Annotated in this window: 17 protein-coding genes; 7 read left to right on the top strand and 10 right to left on the bottom strand. The window is 69.4% G+C overall.

The genetic code is table 11. The features are described 5' to 3' along the window. Window positions 1–10: 10 nt before the first annotated feature. From fdhF to J2S76_RS06655, 3 genes are read right to left on the bottom strand one after another with little or no spacing between them, the layout of a single operon-like run. A complete protein-coding gene (fdhF, locus tag J2S76_RS06665; RefSeq protein ID WP_307058709.1) occupies window positions 11–2,866 on the bottom strand; it encodes a formate dehydrogenase subunit alpha in 2,856 nt (951 codons plus the stop codon). A gap of 11 nt (window positions 2,867–2,877) precedes the next feature. After that, entirely contained in the window at window positions 2,878–4,440 is a 1,563-nt protein-coding gene (locus J2S76_RS06660) for a formate dehydrogenase beta subunit (protein ID WP_307059132.1), read from the bottom strand. An 11-nt stretch (window positions 4,441–4,451) separates the two neighbouring features. Beyond that, the gene (locus tag J2S76_RS06655) at window positions 4,452–4,925 is read right to left on the bottom strand and encodes a formate dehydrogenase subunit gamma (protein ID WP_307058708.1); all 474 of its coding nucleotides are present in this window, start codon (window positions 4,923–4,925) and stop codon (window positions 4,452–4,454) included. A 252-nt stretch (window positions 4,926–5,177) separates the two neighbouring features. Between J2S76_RS06655 and J2S76_RS06650 the strand changes: the two genes are divergently transcribed. The 4 genes from J2S76_RS06650 to J2S76_RS06635 all read left to right on the top strand — a co-directional run bounded on the left by J2S76_RS06650 (window position 5,178) and on the right by J2S76_RS06635 (window position 9,730). Then, window positions 5,178–6,710, top strand: coding sequence for a YifB family Mg chelatase-like AAA ATPase (locus tag J2S76_RS06650; RefSeq protein WP_307058706.1), 1,533 nt, complete (start codon window positions 5,178–5,180; stop codon window positions 6,708–6,710). Between the two features lie 875 nt (window positions 6,711–7,585). Next, a complete protein-coding gene (gene olsB / locus J2S76_RS06645) occupies window positions 7,586–8,662 on the top strand; it encodes a l-ornithine N(alpha)-acyltransferase (RefSeq protein WP_307058704.1) in 1,077 nt (358 codons plus the stop codon). Between the two features lie 314 nt (window positions 8,663–8,976). Then, the gene (locus J2S76_RS06640) at window positions 8,977–9,399 is read left to right on the top strand and encodes an Hsp20 family protein (protein ID WP_307058703.1); all 423 of its coding nucleotides are present in this window, start codon (window positions 8,977–8,979) and stop codon (window positions 9,397–9,399) included. 46 nt (window positions 9,400–9,445) lie between these two features. Next, window positions 9,446–9,730 carry a BQ00720 family protein gene (locus tag J2S76_RS06635; protein WP_018388532.1) on the top strand — a complete coding sequence of 95 codons (285 nt, stop codon included), beginning with the start codon at window positions 9,446–9,448 and terminating at the stop codon, window positions 9,728–9,730. A gap of 111 nt (window positions 9,731–9,841) precedes the next feature. On the opposite strand, the gene gshB is transcribed toward J2S76_RS06635, so the two are convergent. From gshB to rsmI, 3 genes are all read right to left on the bottom strand, one after another. Continuing rightward, window positions 9,842–10,783, bottom strand: a complete 942-nt coding sequence (gshB, locus tag J2S76_RS06630) for a glutathione synthase (protein WP_307058702.1) — start codon at window positions 10,781–10,783, stop codon at window positions 9,842–9,844. 112 nt (window positions 10,784–10,895) lie between these two features. Continuing rightward, window positions 10,896–11,315, bottom strand: coding sequence for a YraN family protein (locus tag J2S76_RS06625; protein ID WP_307058700.1), 420 nt, complete (start codon window positions 11,313–11,315; stop codon window positions 10,896–10,898). Beyond that, on the bottom strand, window positions 11,308–12,255 hold the full coding sequence (rsmI, locus tag J2S76_RS06620) for a 16S rRNA (cytidine(1402)-2'-O)-methyltransferase (protein ID WP_307058698.1): 948 nt from the start codon (window positions 12,253–12,255) through the stop codon (window positions 11,308–11,310). The genes J2S76_RS06625 and rsmI overlap by 8 nt, the downstream gene beginning before the upstream one ends. A 215-nt stretch (window positions 12,256–12,470) precedes the next feature. On the opposite strand from rsmI, the gene J2S76_RS06615 reads away from it, so the two are divergent. Next, window positions 12,471–13,676 (top strand): penicillin-binding protein activator, encoded by a 1,206-nt coding sequence (locus J2S76_RS06615; protein WP_307058696.1) that lies wholly within the window; start codon window positions 12,471–12,473, stop codon window positions 13,674–13,676. 176 nt (window positions 13,677–13,852) lie between these two features. Here the strand turns inward: J2S76_RS06615 and hemW are convergent, their stop codons facing one another. The 3 genes from hemW to rph are packed head-to-tail and all read right to left on the bottom strand — an operon-like array spanning window position 13,853 to window position 16,396. Then, window positions 13,853–15,028 carry a radical SAM family heme chaperone HemW gene (gene hemW / locus J2S76_RS06610; RefSeq protein ID WP_307058695.1) on the bottom strand — a complete coding sequence of 392 codons (1,176 nt, stop codon included), beginning with the start codon at window positions 15,026–15,028 and terminating at the stop codon, window positions 13,853–13,855. Further along, a complete protein-coding gene (locus tag J2S76_RS06605; protein ID WP_307058693.1) occupies window positions 15,021–15,686 on the bottom strand; it encodes a non-canonical purine NTP pyrophosphatase in 666 nt (221 codons plus the stop codon). The genes hemW and J2S76_RS06605 overlap by 8 nt, the downstream gene beginning before the upstream one ends. Next, on the bottom strand, window positions 15,683–16,396 hold the full coding sequence (gene rph / locus J2S76_RS06600) for a ribonuclease PH (protein WP_307058692.1): 714 nt from the start codon (window positions 16,394–16,396) through the stop codon (window positions 15,683–15,685). The genes J2S76_RS06605 and rph overlap by 4 nt, the downstream gene beginning before the upstream one ends. Window positions 16,397–16,611: 215 nt before the next feature. On the opposite strand from rph, the gene hrcA reads away from it, so the two are divergent. Together hrcA and grpE are read left to right on the top strand one after the other, a co-directional pair. Beyond that, window positions 16,612–17,712: a heat-inducible transcriptional repressor HrcA gene (gene hrcA / locus J2S76_RS06595; protein ID WP_307058690.1), complete on the top strand. Its 1,101-nt coding sequence runs from the start codon at window positions 16,612–16,614 to the stop codon at window positions 17,710–17,712. An 80-nt stretch (window positions 17,713–17,792) separates the two neighbouring features. Beyond that, the gene (gene grpE / locus J2S76_RS06590; protein ID WP_307058688.1) at window positions 17,793–18,413 is read left to right on the top strand and encodes a nucleotide exchange factor GrpE; all 621 of its coding nucleotides are present in this window, start codon (window positions 17,793–17,795) and stop codon (window positions 18,411–18,413) included. 118 nt (window positions 18,414–18,531) lie between these two features. Here grpE and J2S76_RS06585 read toward each other — a convergent pair whose 3' ends face one another. Beyond that, a complete protein-coding gene (locus J2S76_RS06585; RefSeq protein ID WP_307058687.1) occupies window positions 18,532–19,485 on the bottom strand; it encodes a hypothetical protein in 954 nt (317 codons plus the stop codon). Between the last annotated feature and the right edge of the window lie 46 nt (window positions 19,486–19,531).

Genomic DNA, 19,531 nt, shown 5'->3' with positions numbered 1-19,531 from the left:
AGGGCTCCGCTCACTCCGCCGCGACCGCGATACGGCGGCTCTGGCGGGTGAACTCGTCATAGTCTTCCTGCCACTCGGACGGGCCGTTCGAGCGGGCGATCTGCACCGCCGTCACCTTGAACTCGGGGCAATTGGTGGCCCAGTCCGAGAAGTCGGTGGTGACGACATTGGCCTGCGTCGTCGGGTGGTGGAAGGTGGTGTAGACCACGCCCGTCGCCACGCGGTCGGTGATCTGCGCGCGCAGGGTGGTGGAGCCGGCGCGGCTGTCGATCCGCACCCAGTCGCCGTCGCGCACGCCGCGCTGCTCGGCATCATGGGGGTGGATTTCCAGCACGTCCTCGGGATGCCAGGCCACGTTCTCGGTGCGGCGGGTCTGCGCGCCGACATTGTAGTGGCTGAGGATGCGGCCGGTGGTGAGCAGCAGCGGGAAGCGCGGGCCCGAACGCTCATCGGTGGCGACATATTCGGTGAGGACGAACTTGCCCTTGCCGCGCGCGAAGCCGCCAATGTGCATGATCGGCATGCCCTCGGGATTGGCGTCGTTGCAGGGCCACTGCACCGAGCCCATCTCGTCGAGCTTCTTGAACGACACGCCGGCGAAGCTCGGGGTGAGCGCGGCGATCTCGTCCATGATCTGCGAGGGGTGGGTGTAGTTCCAGTCCATGCCGATGGCACGGGCCAGCATCTGGGTGACTTCCCAGTCGCCATAGCCGTTCTTCGGCGCCATCACCTTGCGCACGAGCTGGATGCGGCGCTCGGCATTGGTGAAGGTGCCGTCCTTCTCAAGGAAGGTGCAGCCCGGCAGGAAGACGTGGGCATAGGCGGCGGTCTCGTTCAGGAACAGGTCCTGCACGATCACCAGCTCCATGGCCGCGAGGCCGGAAGCGACGTGATGCGTGTCCGGGTCGGACTGCAGGATGTCCTCGCCCTGGATGTAGATCGCCTTGAAGGTGCCGTCGACGGCGGCGTCCAGCATGTTGGGAATGCGCAGGCCCGGCTCGGGATCGAGCGGGCGGCCCCACATCGCCTCGAAGGTGGCGCGGGTGGCGTCGTCGGAGATGTGGCGATAGCCCGGCAGCTCATGCGGGAACGAGCCCATATCGCACGAGCCCTGCACGTTGTTCTGGCCGCGCAGCGGGTTCACGCCGACGCCGCGACGACCGATATTGCCGGTCGCCATGGCGAGGTTGGCGATCGCCATCACCGTGGTGGAACCCTGCGAGTGCTCGGTGACGCCGAGGCCGTAATAGATCGCGCCATTGCCGCCGGTGGCATAGAGCCGGGCCGCGCCGCGGATCTGCTCGGCCGGCACGCCGGAGAGCTTCTCGACTTCCTCGGGCGAGTGGCGCGCATCGGCGACGAACTCGGCCCAGTCCTGGAATTCCTCCCAGTCGCAGAACTGGCGGACATATTCCTCGTTCACCAGACCTTCGGTGACGACGACATGGGCCAGCGCGGTGACGACGGCGACATTGGTGCCCGGCTGCAGCGGCAGATGATAGTCCGCCGTGACGTGGGGCGAGCGCACGAGGTCGATGCGGCGCGGATCGATGACGATCAGCTTCGCGCCCTCGCGCAGCCGCTTCTTCATCCGCGAGCCGAACACCGGGTGGCCGTCGGTCGGGTTGGCGCCGATGACGAGGATGACGTCGGAATCCTCGACCGAATCGAAGTCCTGCGTGCCCGCCGAGGTGCCGAACGCCTGGTTCAGGCCATAGCCGGTCGGCGAATGGCAGACGCGGGCGCAGGTGTCGACATTGTTGGTGCCGAAGCCGGCGCGGATGATCTTCTGAACGAGATAGGCTTCTTCATTGGTGCAGCGCGAGGAAGTGATGCCGCCGACCGACTTGCGGCCATAGGTGTCCTGGATGCGCTTCAGCTCGGAGGCGGTGTAGGCGATCGCCTCTTCCCACGACACTTCGCGCCACGGCTCGGTGACCTTGGAGCGGATCATCGGCTTGAGGATGCGGTCCTGGTGCATCGCATAGCCCCAGGCGAAGCGGCCCTTGACGCAGCTATGGCCGCGATTGGCCTTGCCGTCCTTCCACGGCACCATGCGCACCACTTCCTGGCCGCGCATTTCCGCCTTGAAGGTGCAACCGACGCCGCAATAGGCGCAGGTCGTCACCACCGAATGCTCGGGGGTGCCGATGTCGATCAGCCGCTTCTCGGAGAGGGTGGCGGTCGGGCAGGCCTGCACGCAGGCGCCGCAGGAGACGCATTCCGAGGTGAGGAAGGCTTCCGACTGGCCGGGCGAGACGCGCGAGCCGAAGCCGCGGCCGGAAATCGTCAGCGCGAAGGTGCCCTGCACTTCCTCGCAGGCGCGCACGCAGCGATTGCAGACGATGCACTTGGCCGGGTCATAGGTGAAATAGGGGTTCGACTCGTCCTTCGGCATCAGCAGCTCGGAGGAGGGGGCGAAATGGTTGGCGCCCTCCATGCCGTAGCGCACTTCGCGCAGGCCGACCGCGCCAGCCATGTCCTGCAGCTCGCAATCGCCATTGGCGGCGCAGGTCAGGCAGTCCAGCGGGTGATCGGAGATATAGAGCTCCATCACGCCCTTGCGCAGCTGGGCGAGGCGCGGGGTCTGGGTGTGGACCTTCAGGCCCGGCGCCACCGGCGTGGTGCAGGAGGCCGGGGTGCCGTTGCGGCCCTCGATCTCGATCAGGCACAGGCGGCAGGAGCCAAAGGCCTCCAGCGAGTCCGTGGCGCAGAGCTTGGGGATCTGCGTCCCCATCTCCATCGCCGCGCGCATGATGGAGGTGCCTTCCGGCACCGTCACTTCCATCCCGTCAATGGTGAGCGTCACCATCTTGTCGGTCTTGGGAGCGGGCGTTCCGTAGTCGATCTCATGGACGAGTGACATGGGGCGTCCTCCTATTCGGCGGCTTCGAGGACGACGCGCGGGGGCGCACCGAAATCCTCGGGGAAATGGTTCAGCGCACTCAGCACCGGATACGGGGTAAACCCGCCAAGGGCGCAAAGGGATCCAAGCTTCATCGTCTGGCAGAGATCGGTCAGCGTCGCGAGGTTGGCTGTGACGCGCTCGCCGGCGATGATCTTGTCCATCAGTTCGACGCCGCGCGTCGAGCCGATGCGGCAGGGCGTGCACTTGCCGCAGCTCTCCACCGAGCAGAACTCCATGGCGAAGCGGGCCATCTTGGCGAGGTCCGAGCTCTCATCGAACACGACGATGCCGCCATGGCCGATCAGCGCGTCCTTGGCCGCGAACGATTCATAGTCGAAGGGCAGGTCGAACTGCCAGGTCGGCACATAGGCGCCCAGCGGGCCGCCGACCTGGGCGGCCTTGACCGGCTTGCCGGTGGCGGTGCCGCCGCCGATATCGTTCACCAGCTCGCCCAGCGTGATGCCGAAGGCGGTCTCGAACAGGCCGCCGAACTTCACATTGCCGGCGATCTGGATCGGCATCGTGCCGCGCGAGCGGCCCATGCCGAAATCGGCGTAGAACTGCCCGCCATCGGCCAGGATATGCGGCACGGCGGTGAGCGAGAGCACGTTGTTGATGACGGTTGGCTTCTGGAACAGGCCCTTATGAGCCGGCAGCGGCGGCTTGGCCCGCACCGTGCCGCGCTTGCCTTCCAGGCTGTCGAGCAGGGCGGTTTCCTCGCCGCACACATAGGCGCCGGCGCCCATGCGCACTTCCATGTCGAAGCTGTAGGGCGAGCCGGCGATGTTGGCGCCGAGCATGCCATTGGCCCGCGCCACCTCGACCGCCTTCTCCATCGCCCAGATGGCGTGGGGATATTCCGAGCGGGTGTAGACATAGCCCTTGGTGGCGCCCACCGCGATGCCGGCGATGGTCATGCCCTCGATCAGCTCGAAGGGGTCACCTTCCATGATCATGCGGTCGGCGAAGGTGCCGCTGTCGCCCTCGTCGGCGTTGCAGACAATGTATTTCTGGTCGCCCTTTGCGTCCGCCACCGTCTTCCACTTGATGGCGGTCGGGAAGCCGGCGCCGCCGCGACCGCGCAGGCCGGACGTCTTCACTTCCTCGATGATGCCCGCCGGGCCCAGCGTCAGCGCGCGCTCCAGCCCGCGATAGCCGCCATGGGCGCGGTAATCCTCGTAAGAAGCCGGGTCGATGATGCCGCAGCGGGCGAAGGTGAGGCGCGTCTGCTTGGCCAGGAAGGGGTGCTCCTCCGGCTTGCCGATGCGCAGCGCGTGGTCGGCGCCGGTGAGGAAGCCGGCCGCGAACAGGCCTTCGACGTCGCCGGCCTCGACCGGGCCATAGGCGATGCGGCCGTCAGTGGTGACGACCTCGATCATCGGCTCCAGCCAGAGCATGCCGCGCGAACCGTTGCGGACGATCTCGACCGGCTCATTGCGGACCAGCGACACGGCGGCGATGGCCTCGGCCACTTCGTCAGCACCGCAGGCGATGGCGCAGGCGTCCTTGGGAACATAGATGCGAATGGGCATGGAATGGGTGCTCACGACTGCGCCTCCGCGATCAGGGCGTCGAGCCGGCGCTCATTGAGCCGCGCGACGATCCGGCCGTCCAGCATGGCCGACGGCGCCGTGGCGCACAGGCCGAGGCAATAGATCGGCTCGACGGTGACGCGCCCGTCCGCCGTGGTCTCGCCGAGCTTGCAGCCCAGCTTGTGTTCGGCATGTTCGGCAAGCGCGTCGCCGCCCGCCGCCTGGCAGGCCTCGGCGCGGCAGAGCTTCAGCACATGGCGGCCGGCCGGCTCGTGGCGGAAATCATGGTAGAAGGTCACGACGCCATGGACTTCGGCGCGCGAGACATTGAGCTTCTCGGCCAGCATCGGCACGACGGCGTCGGGAACGTGGCCGAACGTCTCCTGCACCGCGTGGAGCATCGGCATCAGCGGGCCTTCCAGATGAGTGAACTCATCGATGACCGCGCGGGCGCGCTCGTCGCTCCAGGGTTCGTAATGCGGCATTTCTCCCGTAGCCTTCTTTTAGAATTTTCCAAAGGTAAGGATGGTACGCACGGAAACCGAAATCAATTCAGGTGTTCCGTGCCACGATAGAGTTTTTCTATCATAGGGCTGCGGCCGCCCTTCCCTAACGTTTTGTTCATCTTTCTCGGAGCTTGTTCCTGTATTGTTCTTGACGTCGGCGGCGAGGGCCGTATCCTGCCACCCGCGCGTCCGCCGGCTCCCGGCGCGCCAGGCTCCGGCAGGAGGGCGTCGATGGTCCAGCGCGTGGCAACGGTGGCGTTCGAGGGCGTCGAGACCCGCCCGGTCGATGTTCAAGTTCAGGTGAGCCCGGGCCTGCCGGCCTTCAATCTCGTCGGCCTGGCCGACAAGGCAGTCACCGAGGCGAAGGAGCGGGTGCGCGCCGCCCTCACCGCCTCCGGCCTCGCGCTGCCCGCCCGGCGCATCACCGTCAACCTCGCCCCCGCCGACCTGCCGAAGGAAGGCAGCCATTACGACCTGCCGATCGCCCTCGGCCTGATGGCGGCGATCGGCGCCATCAGCCCTGACGCGCTCGACGGATTCACCGTGGTGGGCGAACTGGCGCTCGACGGGCGCATCGCCGCCGTCTCCGGCGTCCTGCCGGCCGCCATCGGCGCCAATGCCCGCAATCATGGCCTCATCTGCCCGGAGGCCTGCGGGCCGGAGGCCGCCTGGGCCAGCCCCGACATGGCGGTGCTGGCGCCGCATTCGTTGATCCAGCTGGTCAATCACTTCGCGGGCCGCCAATTGCTCGCCCGCCCGGAGCCGCGGCTGGAGGCCGGCACGGCGCATCTGCCCGATCTGGCGGAGGTGAAGGGCCAGGAAACCGCGCGCCGGGCGCTGGAGATCGCCGCCGCCGGGCGCCACAATCTCCTGCTCAGCGGCCCGCCGGGCGCCGGCAAATCCATGCTGGCGCAGCGGCTTCCCTCCATCCTGCCGCCGCTCACCCCGTCCGAGCTGCTGGAAGTGTCGATGGTCGCCTCGGTCGCCGGCACGCTGCAGGGCGGCGCGCTCACCAGCCGGCGCCCCTTTCGCGCCCCGCACCACTCCGCCAGCATGGCGGCGATGGTGGGTGGCGGCATGCGGGCCCGGCCGGGCGAGGTGTCGCTGGCGCATAATGGCGTGCTGTTCCTCGACGAATTGCCGGAATTCGCCCCCGCCGTGCTCGATTCACTGCGCCAGCCGCTGGAGACCGGCGAGGCGGTGATCGCCCGCGCCAATCACCGCATCTCCTATCCCGCCCGCTTCCAGCTGATCGCGGCGATGAATCCCTGTCGCTGCGGTCGGGCCGGCGAGCCGGGGCAGACCTGCCGGCGCGGGCCGCGCTGCGCGGCGGAGTACCAGGCGCGCCTGTCCGGCCCGTTTCTCGACCGGGTGGATTTGCATCTCGACGTGCCGGCGGTCGCGGCAGTCGATCTCGTGCGCCCCGGCCCGTCCGAGCCCAGCGCCGCCGTGGCGCTGCGGGTGGCGCAGGCGCGAATCGTGCAGCGCGAGCGCTTCTGCGCGCTCGGCCGGCCGGACCTGTTCACCAATGCCGAAGCCAGCGGGCCGGTGCTGGAAGAGATCGCCACCCCGGACGCCGCGGGCTCGGCCCTTTTGGCGGACGCTGCCAAGCTCATGCGCCTGTCGGCGCGGGGCTATCACCGGGTGCTGCGGGTGGCGCGCACCCTGGCCGATCTTTCCGGCGCCGAAACGGTCGGGCGGCCCCATCTGGCCGAAGCCCTCGCCTACCGCGCCGCCGCCGACCGCAACCCTGCGGCGGCCTGAGGGGGAGAGAAAGGCCAAGGGGAAAGCATGCCCCGGCACACGTCTGGAGCACGCCCAGCACGCGAACCGGCAGGACCAGCCCGGCACGTCGGCGGCCGCGCGAAAGGGGTTTGCGCCGGATGGAAGCGTTTCCAGAGGGGCCCTCCGGCTCACGGGCCGTTCGTATGACCTCGGGCACCCCTCCTGACTTCCCGCCGCTGCCGCAAGCGCAGAGCCGCGATACTTCGCCGGGAGTTCTCCACGACAGGTACGGGACCTAACATTCTGCCAGAAGGGCGCGGCTGGAAGAATTTCCAGAGAGGCGCGAGGATATGCCTCTCCCTCCTCGGCAACCGTTCGCAAGACATCCGAGCGACCGTCGCCGCAGCCGCTCCCGCAAGCGCAGAGCCGCGATACTTCGCCGGGAGTTCTCCCCGATCACGGACGGGACCGGCGGCGCGTTGGGATGAGGCGGCTGGAAGCGTTTCCAGAGAGGCACGCGCCGCATACCGCACCGGGCTTGGCGGCGCCGGCTGAAAGAGCGGGACCAAACGAAGAGGACCAAGCGAGCAGGATTGGGCGAGCAGGATTGGGCGAGCAAACTGGGCAATCATCCGCCAGCTCCGGCTCTACCGCAGGCGCGCCCCGCCCTTGCGCTGTGGCCGCCGGGGCGGTCATGCCACGCCCGTCGCACAGCTCCCCTCCTGCCCTTCCGCTGCCGCAGGCCGCCGCTGGGGACGATCCGTCATCTCCGCCGCCACGCGCGCTTTCGTCCCCCGCCGGCGGGCCCCACTCCCGTTGCGGCAGGCCGGTGCGATCGGGCTGTCACATGAGCGTCCGAGAAATGTGATTCCTGTCATAAAACGCTATAGTGAAGGCAGCGTGGGGGGTCGGTCATGACGCAGCTGTTCGCCGATGGGACTGTCGAGACACCGCCGTCGTCGCGTGTCGTCGCCCTCACCGCCTCGCTCGCCACACCCGGGCTGGCGGCCTGGCGCAGCTTCTTCACCCCCAAATTCAACCCCAAGCACGCCACGCCGGGCCCGAAGGGCGCCGCGCCGCTGCGGCTGGTGCCGGCGGCCTTCACCCCCTCCCGCCTGATGCCGGCGCTGCGCTCCTATTCCGGCGTGCGCCATCGCGGCAGCCGGGGCGAACCCGGCCCGGCGACGCTGGGGCGGATCGGCGCGCTGGAAGTGCGCCTGGCGGTGACGGCGGCGGATGTGCGCCGCGCCCAGCGCCTGCGCTACGAGGTGTTCTACGAGGAAATGTCGGCGACGCCCGCCGCCGCCATGCGGCTTACCCGGCGCGATGTCGACGCCTTTGACGGCATTTGCGATCACCTTCTGGTGCTCGACCATGAATCCTGCCGGATGGTGCGTGGCAAGCGTGTGCCGCGCGTCGTCGGCACTTATCGCCTGCTGCGCCAGGAGATCGCCGACCGCCATAATGGCTTCTACACGGCGAGCGAGTTCGACATCGCCCCTCTGCTGGCGCGCCATCCGCACCGCCGCTTCCTGGAGCTCGGCCGCTCCTGCGTGCTCGCCTCCTACCGCAACAAGCGCACGGTGGAGCTGCTCTGGCACGGCATCTGGGCCTATGTGCGCCGGCACGGCATCGATGTGATGTTCGGCTGCGCCAGCCTGGAGGGCTGCGACCCGCAGGCGCTGGCCCGCCCGCTCGCCTTCCTGCACCATTTCGCCCCCACCGATCCGGAATGGGCGGCGCAGGCGCTGCCCCGCCATGCCGCGCCGATGGACCTCGTCTCGGTCGAGGCGCTGGACGCCAAGGCGGCGCTGGGCGCGCTGCCGCCGCTGATCAAGGGCTATCTGCGCCTCGGCGCCCAGATCGGGCGCGGCGCCGTCGTCGATCGCCAGTTCGGCACCACTGATGTGCTGATCGTGCTGCCGGTGGAGAAGATCAGCCCGCGCTATCTCGACCATTTCGGCGTCAATGGCGAGCGCCACGCCGCCTGAGCGAGGCGCGAGGCCGGCGCCTTTGAAGGCCTTTGCGCTCACCTTCCGGTGCGCCTGAAGGTGAGCGGGGGCTCACCCCGGCGCCGCTGCCCGCCGCCAAGCCCCGTCCCACTGAGCCAACCGGCCCCACTCCTGCCGGCCCGGCGTGGCGCGCGCGAGTGGCGCCGCTCTGCGCCCCGCCGCCTCCCTTTGCGTCGCTGATCGCCCGGCCCTCGTCTTGCGCGGAGACGGACGCTGTCCCATATCGCTTCCCAACGGGATGCCTGAACGGGGTCCCATCACACAAAGTCGCTTCAGACGAGGACTTTGGGAGCATGTCGCGTATTCCCTCGCTGTCGAGCCCCTTCCTGCTTGGCTTTGACGAGGTCGAGCGGGCGCTCGACCGTGTCATGAAAGGTTCCGACGGGTACCCGCCCTACAATATCGAGCGGGTGGCCACGGCCGAGCAGCCGGAAAAGCTCCGCATCACCCTGGCCGTCGCGGGCTTCACCCGCGAGCAGCTGGAGGTGACGGTGGAGGAGAAGGAACTCGTCATCCGTGGCCGCCAGAGCGAAGAGCCCGGACGGGTCTTTCTTCACCGTGGCATCGCCGCACGCCAGTTCCAGCGCGTCTTCGTGCTGGCCGAGGGCATGCGGGTGATCGGTGCCGAGCTGAAGAACGGCCTGCTCTGCGTCGAGCTGGTGCGACCGGAACCGGAACGCATCGTCCGGCGTATCACCATAGCGACGGATGAATGACGGAACCCCAAGCCGGTCTCGACTGTACGCAGAGGAGTAGCCGATCATGACCAATGAATTCCACATCGACCCCGCCTCCGCCGGTTCGGCGCTCGCCGGCGCCCTCACCGCGGAAGATTTCGCAAATCTCGGCGGCGGGCACATCGCCTATCTGCGCACCATCCGTTCCGAAGAGGCGGCGGAAATGTTCCCGCAGGCCCATCTCTCGCCGGGCCTCGTGCTGTTCACCCTGCACGCCGCCGATGGCACGCCGATCATGCTGACCGACAGCCGGGAGGCGGCGATCGCTAACGCTATGCAGAACGAACTGGTGACGCTCAGCGTCCACTGAACGGCGCCGCGCGCTCGCGACGCAAAGACGGCACCGTCTCTCCCCGAGGCGGTGCCGTTTTCATGTTTGGCCGGCTCATGTCCGGCCGGCGCCCGCGCCCTCAGGCGCGCTTCAGGCCCGCTTGGCCTCGATCATGTCCCACACGATCGGCGCGATGTCCGGCCCACCGATCCGCTTGATGGCGCGGATGCCGGTCGGGGCGGTGACGTTGATCTCGGTGAGATGGCCGTCGATCACGTCGATGCCGGTGAGCAGCAGCCCGCGCGCCCGCAGCGCCGGCCCCAGCCGCTCGCAGATCTCGCGCTCGCGCGGCGTCAGGTCGGTTTCCGCCGCCGCCCCGCCGCGCACCATGTTGGAGCGCAGATCGCCCTCGCTCGGCACCCGGTTGACTGCGCCGGCAAACACCCCGTCCACCAGGATGATGCGCTTGTCGCCATGCTTCACCTCGGGAATGAAGCGCTGCACCACCCAGGGCTCGCGGAAGGTGGTGGCGAACAGGTCATAGAGCGAGCCGAAATTCAGGTCGTCGCGGGTGAGGCGGAACACCGAGGCGCCGCCATGGCCGTAGAGCGGCTTCATCACGATGTCGCCGAACTCGTCGCGAAACGCCTTGATCTCATCGAGGTCGCGGGTGATCAGCGTCGGCGGCATCAAATCGGGGAATTCGGTGACGAAGATCTTTTCCGGCGCGTTGCGCACATGGGCCGGGTCGTTCACCACCAGCGTGCGCGGATGGATGCGCTCCAGCAGATGCGTCGCGGTGATGTAGTTCATGTCGAAGGGCGGATCCTGCCGCATCAGGATCACGTCAAAACTGTCGAGCCGCACGCGCTGCGGGTCGCCGAGGGTGAAGTGGTCGCCCTTCAGGTCGCGCACTTCCAGCGGCTGAACGGTGGCGAACACCTCGCCATCGCGCATCGCGAGGCGGTCGGTGGTGTAGTAGGAGAGCGCATGGCCGCGCGCCTGCGCTTCCAGCATCAGGGCGAAGGCGGAATCGCCCGCAATATTGATGCGGTCGATCGGGTCCATCTGGACGGCGACGTTGAGGCTCATGGGAGTTCCGTCTGCGACAGGAGGGAGCCGGCCGGAGGCGGGGTCGCCCGGCGGCATTCGCCTTCCTGTTTAATCGCTCGCGCGGCGTCGCGCCACGACCTCGTTTCCCCGCTCATTCCGCCTCGAAGGCGCCCGGCAGGTGCAGCGGCGGCGCGCCCGGCGCCACCAGCACGACGTCGAGCCGCATGTCGAGCCCGGCCAGCTCGGGGTGGCGGGAGAGATAGATCTCCGCCGCGCCGACGATGCGCCGGCGCTGCCGCAGCAGAATCGATTCGGCAGCGAAACGCAGCGAGGCCCGCGCCTTCACCTCGATGAACACCAGCAGCCCGTCGCGCCGCGCCACAAGGTCGATCTCGCCTCGCGGGGTGCGGGCGCGCCGCTCCAGAATGACGAAGCCCTCGGCCTCGAACAGGGCGGCGGCGGCGGCCTCCGCCGCCATGCCACGGGTGAAGGCGGCGCGGCGGCGCTGCTGCGCCCGCTCTTCCGGCGTGCCCTGTTTCGGCGTCCCGTCCGGCCGCGCCGCCTCAGCCATCGCCGCCCTGCAGGGCGAGCGCGCGGGCATAGACGGCGCGGCGGGGCAGGCCGGTCGCGGTCGCCACCGCCGCCGCCGCGTCCTTGACCGAGAGGCTCGCCAGCGCCTGCTTCAGCGCGACGTCGAGATCGGCAGCGCTGGATTCCTCCGCCCCGGGGGGACCGATCACCAGCACGATCTCGCCCCTGGGCGGGCCAGCCTCGGCATAGAAGGCGGCGAGCACGTCCAACGTGCCGCGCCGCGCTTCCTCGAAGGTCTTGGTGAGTTCCCGGCACACCGCCGCCGGCCGGGGGCCGAGCCCTTCCGAGAGATCGGCGAGACTTTCCGGCAGGCGCGGGCCGCTCTCATAGAGGATCAGCGTCGCCGGCAGCGTTTTCAGCTCGCTGATGCGGGTGCGGCGGGCGCCGCTCTTGGGCGGGAGAAAACCCTCGAAGAAGAAGCGGTCGGTCGGCAGCCCCGCCGCCACCAGCGCGGCAAGGCTGGCCGAGGCGCCGGGCAGCGGAATGACGCGGTGCCCGGCCTCGATCGCCGCCGCTACCAGCTTGTAGCCGGGATCGGAGATCAGCGGCGTGCCGGCATCCGACACCTGCGCCACCACACCGCCCTCGGCGAGGCGCGCCAGCAGCCGGGGGCGCGCCTGCTCGGCATTGTGATCGTGATAGGCCACCAGTTTCGTTTCGATGCCGTAACGCTCCAGCAGCCGCCTTGTGATGCGCGTGTCCTCGCAGGCGATGAGGTCAGCGCCCGCCAGCGTCTCCAGCGCCCGCAGCGTCACGTCGCCGAGATTGCCGATCGGCGTGGCGACGATGTAGAGGCCCGGCTGCGGGCGCGCGGCGGGAAGGCTGTGCGCGCCGATGCGGAAACGGCGGGCGGTCGCCGTGTCGGGAGCGGGTTCGGCGGGAAGCGGATCGGGGGAAGCGGCGTCGCTGGGAAGGGTCATGGCGGCGCATTGTAGAGAGCCCCGGCGCCGCCGTCATGCGTCTCGTGGCGCGCGAGCGCGGGCGAAAAGCCCCGGAAACCGGGCCGAACGGGTGGATATGTCGCGCTTTCGCCGCCCGCGCACCGGCGGCGAGGTGACAGGGCGAGTCCCGCCGTCCTAAAAAGGAAGCGACGTCGGCCAGGGTGGCAGGCGCACAGCCGAGCCGAACGCACCGCATGAACGCGAAGGACACGGCCGCGATCCGCACACGCCTCGCCCGTACCAGCCGGCGCGGCTTTCTCCTCATGGCCGGCGCGGCAGGATTGGCCGCCTGCTCTTCGGGGCCGGAGATGAGCGCGCCGCAGGCGGCGCTACCGATGCCGGAACTGCCGCCCGACCCCAATGCCGGCCTTGGCACCGGCACCCCCATCGGCCTCATCCTGCCGCTCGGCGCCTCCGGCAATGCCGGCGCGGTGGCGCTTTCGCTGCGCAACGCGGCCGAGATGGCGCTGTCGGAATTCGCCGGCGCCCGCATCCGGCTGATCGTCAAGGATGATGGCGGCACCGGCCCGGGGGCGCAGGCCGCCGCGCAGCAGGCGCTGGACGAGGGCGCCCGCGCCATTATCGGCCCGCTCTTCGCCCATTCCGTTGCCGCCGCCGGCCAGGTGGCGCGCCAGCGCGGCGTGCCGCTTGTCGGCTTCTCCACCGATACCAATGTGGCGACGCAGGGGGTCTATCTCCTCAGCTTCCTGCCGCAGACCGATGTCGAGCGGGTGATCCGCTACGCCGCCGCCAATGGGCGGCGCTCCTTTGTCGGGCTGGTGCCGGACAATGCCTATGGCTCGGTGGTCGAGGCCGCCTTCCGCGAGACCGTGCCCACCGTCGGCGGGCGCGTGGTCGGGCTGGAGCGCTATGGCGCCGGCCAGGCGGCGGAGGCCGCGCGCCGTCTCGCTGGCTCGGTGGCGCAGGCCGATGCGGTGTTCCTGCCGGATGCCGCCGACACCGTGCCGCAGATCGTGCAGGCGCTCTCAGGCGCGGGCGCCAGCCTCGCCGGCAAGCAGCTCATCGGCACCGGCCTGTGGGACGACGCCAAGCTGTTCGCCAATCCGGCGATGAACGGCGGCATCTTCGCCGCGCCCGACACGGCGGGCTTCCGCGCCTTCGCCGCGCGCTACCGGGCCCGCTTCGGCCGCGAGCCGGTGCGTACCACCACGCTCTCGCATGATGCGGTGTCGCTGATGGCGGCGCTGGTGAACTCCTATGGCGAGGCCGGCATCACCGACGCGGCGATCCAGAACCCGTCGGGCTTTTCCGGCGTCGACGGCATTTTCCGCTTCCGCGCCGATGGTACCAATGAGCGCGGGCTGGCGGTGATGCAGATTTCCGGCGGCACCACCCAGATCGTCAGCCCCGCCCCGCGCAGCTTCGCCCAGGGGATGTGAGGCGGGGCGTTGCGGCCGCGCCAGGGCGCACCGTCATCCTGAGGTGCGAGCGCAGCGAGCCTCGAAGGATGGTCCCTGTAGCGCGCCCGGACGACCATCCTTCGAGGCTTGGCCAGGGGCCAAGCACCTCAGGATGACGGCCATCAACAACAGAGGCGACCCGCACGCCGCCGCCCTCACGCCGCGAGGTCGGCGACGATGGCGTCGAGCACCGGCAGGCCGAGATCGGTGGCGCGCAGGCGCTCGTCCGGCAGCGCTTCGATCATGCCGTCTTCCGCCAGCGCCGCCACCCGGGCCGGGTCAAAGGGGCGGCCCGCCAGCCGGGCGAAGCGGCGCGCGTCGATGCCTTCCAGCAGCCGAAGCCCCATCAGCAGATATTCGTCGGCCTGTTCCGCGCGGGTGAGCTTCTCGTCGACGATGACGCCATGGCCCTGCGCCTCGACCCGCGCCACCCATTCCTCCGGCCCACGCTCGGTGGAGGTGGCGACCCGCGCCTCCGGCGTGTCGAGCCTTCCATGCGCGCCGGGGCCGATGCCGGCATATTCGCCATAGCGCCAGTACAGAAGATTGTGCCGGCTCTCCGCCCCCACGCGGGCATGGTTGGAAACCTCATAGGCCGGCAGCCCGGCGGCGCGGGTGGTCTCCTGCGTCACGTCCCATAGGGCGCGGGCGGCCTCGCTGTCCGGCACGATCAGCCGGCCGGCGCGGTGCAGCGCGGCGAAGGGCGTGCCGTCCTCGATGGTGAGCTGGTAGAGCGAGAGATGCTCGCAGCCCTCGTCAATGGCGCGGCCAAGCTCGCGCGCCCAGGCCTCCGGCGTCTGGCCGGGGCGGGCATAGATGAGGTCGAAGGAGACGCGCTCGAAGGCGGCGCGCGCCACCGCCACCGCGCCCAGCGCCTCCTGCGCGCTGTGCATGCGCCCCAGCGCCTTCAGCGCGGCATCGTCCAGCGCCTGCACGCCCAGCGAGACGCGGTTGACGCCGGCCGCGCGATAGCCGCGAAACCGTTCCGCCTCAACGCTGGTCGGGTTCGCTTCCAGCGTCACCTCGGCGCGGGCGTCGAGCGGCCAGGCGGCATCGATGGCGTCGAGGATCGCCCCGACGGTGCCCGGCTCCATCAGCGAGGGCGTGCCGCCGCCGAAGAAGACGCTCTGGGTGCGCCGCTGGCCGATGCGCGCGCGGGTGTGGGCGATCTCCGCCTGGAACGCCGCGACGAACCGCGCCTGGTCGGGCGGGGCATGGCGGACATGCGAGTTGAAGTCGCAATAGGGGCATTTGGCCTTGCAGAAGGGCCAGTGCACATAGACGCCGAAGCCGGGATCGAGCGGCGGCGGCGCAGGCGCGCGTTCAGTCAAAGTTCGCCCCGAGGCAGGCCTGCGCCAGCGCCATGAAGGCGCGCGCGCGGTGCGAGAGGCCGCGGCCGAGCGGCGGCAGGCCGTGCTTTTCGGCTCCCGACATCTCGCCGAAGGTGCGCGGATTGTCGTCCGGCTGGCCGTCGGGCTGGAACATCGGGTCATAGCCGAAGCCGGCCGGCCCGCGCGGCGGCCAGACCAGCGTGCCGTTGACCACCCCCTCGAAATCCTCGACATGGCCATCTGGCCAGGCAAGGCACAAGGCGGAGATGAAATGCGCGCGGCGCAGATCGGGCAGTTCCGCGCCGGCATCGCGCAGTTCTTCCTCCACGCGGGTCATCGCCGCCATGAAATCCTTCTCCGGCCCCGCCCAGCGGGCGGTATAGAGCCCCGGCGCGCCGCCCAGCGCATCGACGCACAGCCCGGAATCGTCGGCGAAGGCGGGCAGGCCGGCGGCGGTCGCGGCGGCGATCGCCTTGATGCGGGCATTCTCGGTGAAGGTGAGGCCGGTCTCTTCCGGCTCCGGCAGGCCGAGCTCGCCGGCGGAGACGACGTCGACGCCATAGGGCGCCAGCAGGCCGGCCATCTCCTCCAGCTTGCCGGGATTATGGGTGGCGATGATAACGCGGCCTTCGAGCCGGCGGTGCGGGGCGGTGTTCATGCGACAGCCAGCTTCTGCAGGTCGACCAGCTTGGACACGCCCTTGCGGGCAAGGCCGAGCATGGCGTCGAACTCTTCCTGGGTGAAAGGCGTCTTCTCCGCCGTGCCCTGGATTTCGACAAAGCCGCCGGCGCCGGTCATGACGAAATTGACATCGGTATGGGCGTCGGAATCCTCGGCATAGTCGAGATCGAGCCGCGGCTCGCCGTCGACGATGCCGCAGGAGACGGCGGCGAGATGATCGCGCAGCGGAACGGTGGACAGCATGCCGCGCGACTTCATCCAGCTCAGGCAGTCATGCAGTGCGATCCACGCCCCGGTGACGGAGGCGGTGCGGGTGCCGCCATCGGCCTGGATCACGTCGCAATCGACGGTGATCTGCCGCTCGCCGAGCTTTTCGAGGTCGACCACGGCGCGCAGCGAGCGGCCGATCAGGCGCTGGATTTCCTGGGTGCGGCCGGAAGGCTTGCCGGCCGTGACCTCGCGGCGGGTGCGCTCATGGGTGGCGCGCGGCAGCATGCCATATTCCGCCGTCACCCAGCCGCGCCCCTGCCCCTTGAGCCAGGGCGGCAGGCGCTCTTCCAGCGTGGCGGCGACCAGCACATGGGTCTCGCCGAACTTCACCAGGCATGAGCCCTCGGCATGGCGCAGCACGCCGCGCTCGAAGCTCACGGCACGCATCTCGTCGGGAAGGCGGCGGGAAGGGCGCATGCGGCGGGTCTCCTGAAGGGCGGGCGGCAGGGCACTTTGGCCCCGCCCTGTGGCCGGACCTTGTAAGGGTGGCGCGGGCCCGGTGCAATCGCCGGGCGCGGACTCTTGCCCCGGCGCCGGGCGGCACGCAGCCGCGCCCGCTTGTACATGGGGGACGAATACCGAGATAATAGCCACCCATGAACGGGTAGATGAGACAAGGGACAAACCCGGCGATGCCCCTCGATCCATTTCTGGCGTCCACCGCGCCTTCGCTGGCGCGGCTCGACGAGCGCTCGCGCGAGATCTTCCGGCAGATCGTCGAAACCTATCTCGCCACCGGCGAGCCGGCCGGCTCGCGCAACATCTCCCGCCTCATTCCGATGACGCTGTCGCCGGCCTCGGTGCGCAATGTGATGGCGGACCTTGAGGCGGCCGGCCTCATCTTCGCGCCCCACACCAGCGCCGGGCGGTTGCCGACCGAGCGCGGGCTGCGCTTCTTCGTCGATGCGCTGCTGGAAATCGGCGATGTCTCGGAAGATGAGCGCAACTCGATCGAGACCCAGGTGCGCGCCGCCGCCCGCGCCCAGACCGTGGACGGGGTGCTGGCCGAGGCCTCCAACCTGCTCTCCGGCCTGTCGCGCGGCGCCGGCGTCGTCACGACAGGCAAGACCGATGTGCGGCTCAAACATATCGAGTTCGTGCCGCTCGACGCCACCCGGGCGCTGCTGATCCTCGTCTCCGATGATGGCGAGGTGGAAAACCGCCTGGTGCCGCTGCCGAAGGGCCTTCCGCCCTCGGCGCTTGTCGAGGCGACCAATTTCCTCTCCTCGCTCACCCGCGGGCGCACGCTCACCGAGCTGCGCGCCGAGGTGGAGCGCACGCTCGCCGCCCGCCGCGCCGAGCTCGACGAGGTGACGGCGCGGGTGGTGGAAAGCGGCATGGCCAGCTGGTCGGGCGGGGAGAAGGCCGACCGGCGGCTGATCGTGCGCGGGCAGACGCGGCTGCTGCAGGATCTGCGCGCCATCGAGGATCTGGAGCGGGTGCGCCTGCTGTTCGACGATCTCGACGCCAAGCAGGAAGTGGTCGATCTGCTCGGCCGGGCCGAGGACGCGCAGGGCCTGCGCATCTTCATCGGCTCGGAGAATAAGCTGTTCTCGCTCTCGGGCTCCTCCACCATCGTCGCGCCCTATCGCGACGGGCAGGGAAGGGTGGTCGGCGTGCTCGGGGTGATCGGGCCGACACGGCTCAACTATGCCCGCATCGTGCCGATGGTCGACTTCACCGCCCGCGTGGTCAGCCGCGTTCTCGGCGGCCCGGGCACCGACGCGGCTTGATTTTTGCGCCGTCCAACCCGATATGGCGGGCGTCCGCGTGGCCAACCGCCCGGACAAATCCATTCTTCGACGAGGTATTCATGAGCGACGAGAACCGCACTCCGGCTGACCAGCCCGACATGGCCGATCAGACTGTCGACGCCGAGAACGGCGCTGCGGGCGCGCCGGACGACCTCGCCGCCGCCTTCGCCGCCGAAAAGGAGCGGCTTGAGGCCGAGATCGTCGCGCTCAAGGACAAGTTCCTGCGCGCCTTCGCCGAGGCCGACAATGTGCGCCGCCGCGCCGAGCGCGAAGTGGCGGACGCCAAGGTCTATGGCATCACCGGCTTCGCCCGCGACATTCTCACCGTGGCGGATGATTTCGAGCGCGCGCTGGGCGCCATCGACGCCGATGCCCGCGCCAAGGCCGAGGGCACGCTGAAGACCCTGCTGGAGGGCATCGACCTCACCGGCCGCGCCCTGATTCAGGCGCTGACCAAGCATGGCGTGGCGCGGATCGAGGCGGAAGGCACCAAGTTCGACCCGAACATGCATCAGGCGATGTTCGAGGTGCCCAATGCCGAGGTGCCGTCCGGCACCGTGGTTCAGGTCATCCAGCCCGGCTACAAGCTCGGCGAGCGCGTGCTGCGCCCGGCGCTTGTCGGTGTGTCCAAGGGCGGCCCCAAGGCGCCGCCGGCGGAAACCCCGGCCGCCGAGGGCTGAGAGACCAGAGACGAGGCGCCTGGAGCGCTGGCGCGCTCGCCTCGTCCCGCCCGGCGATCGCGCGTAAAAAAGGGCCCTTGCGAGGGCCCTTTTCCATGTCGGCTTTCCGCGCGATTCGTCAGCGCAGGGCGACCCCGTCGCGCAGGGCGCGCATGGCGCCGTAATCGGCGTCGAAATTCTCCGTCGGCGCGACGCCGACCATGCGGAGATAGCCCGCGCGGCCGAAGCTCAGCCATTGCGCCACCTTCACCGGCTTGCCGGTCTGCTGGTCCACCGCATTGGCGATCAGCTCGAAGCCGGGCTGGCCACCGACGCGCAGAGGGCCGCCACGCTCGACGCGCAGTTCCTTGATGCCGGGCACGCTCGTGATCGCCCGCTTGGCCGCGGCCTCGCGCTCTTCTTCGCGGATTTCGCCGGGTCCGACGGCGACGATGAAGATGGACTGGGTCTGCGGCCCGCTTTTGTCTGCCGCGCCGGTTTCGGGCTTGGTGAGCAGGACGGCGCTGGAGCCGATCACCTTCATCACCTTGTAGCCCTCGGTCTCGGCAACGGTGAAGGGCAGCTTGGCCAGCATCTCCTCGGTGCTGGGCGGGGTGCGGAAGACCACGGTCTTCAGCGCTTCCTCGACCTTGGCATCGGGGTAGCGGGCGGCGGAAGCCTCGGGGAACTGCACCGTCACCATGCCGGTCTGCTCCTTGGCGCCGGCGATCAGGATCCATTTCTTCAGCGCCCCGGCGCCGACGGTCTGGAAGCCCTTCAGCAGCACGGCCGGCACGCCGTCGGCCAGCGTCACGTCGCGCCGCTGCTCCACCGTCACGCCCTGCTTCTGCAGTTCCTCCGGCGCGAAATTCGCGGTGATCTCGGCGAAGGCGGGCTTGGGCATCTCAAGAACAAGGATCGAGGCGCTGGCGGCGCGGTCCTGGAAGCCGGGCACGCCCGGTACCGGCACCATGCCCTCCGGCGGCACCATGCCGATCGTACCGTCATTGGGATAAATCGTCTGGGCGGAGGCGGGGAGGCCGAGCACTGCCAGAGCAAAGGCGGCGGCGGCAAAGCGGGCAACAAGGCGCATTCGCAATCCTTCAAGCTTAAGGAAGCTGTAACTTCGCCCTTTCTGC

Origin of the sequence: Ancylobacter vacuolatus (assembly GCF_030813595.1) — a bacterium.
Classification (GTDB): domain Bacteria; phylum Pseudomonadota; class Alphaproteobacteria; order Rhizobiales; family Xanthobacteraceae; genus Ancylobacter; species Ancylobacter vacuolatus.
This window is presented reverse-complemented; position numbering and strand designations above follow the sequence as displayed.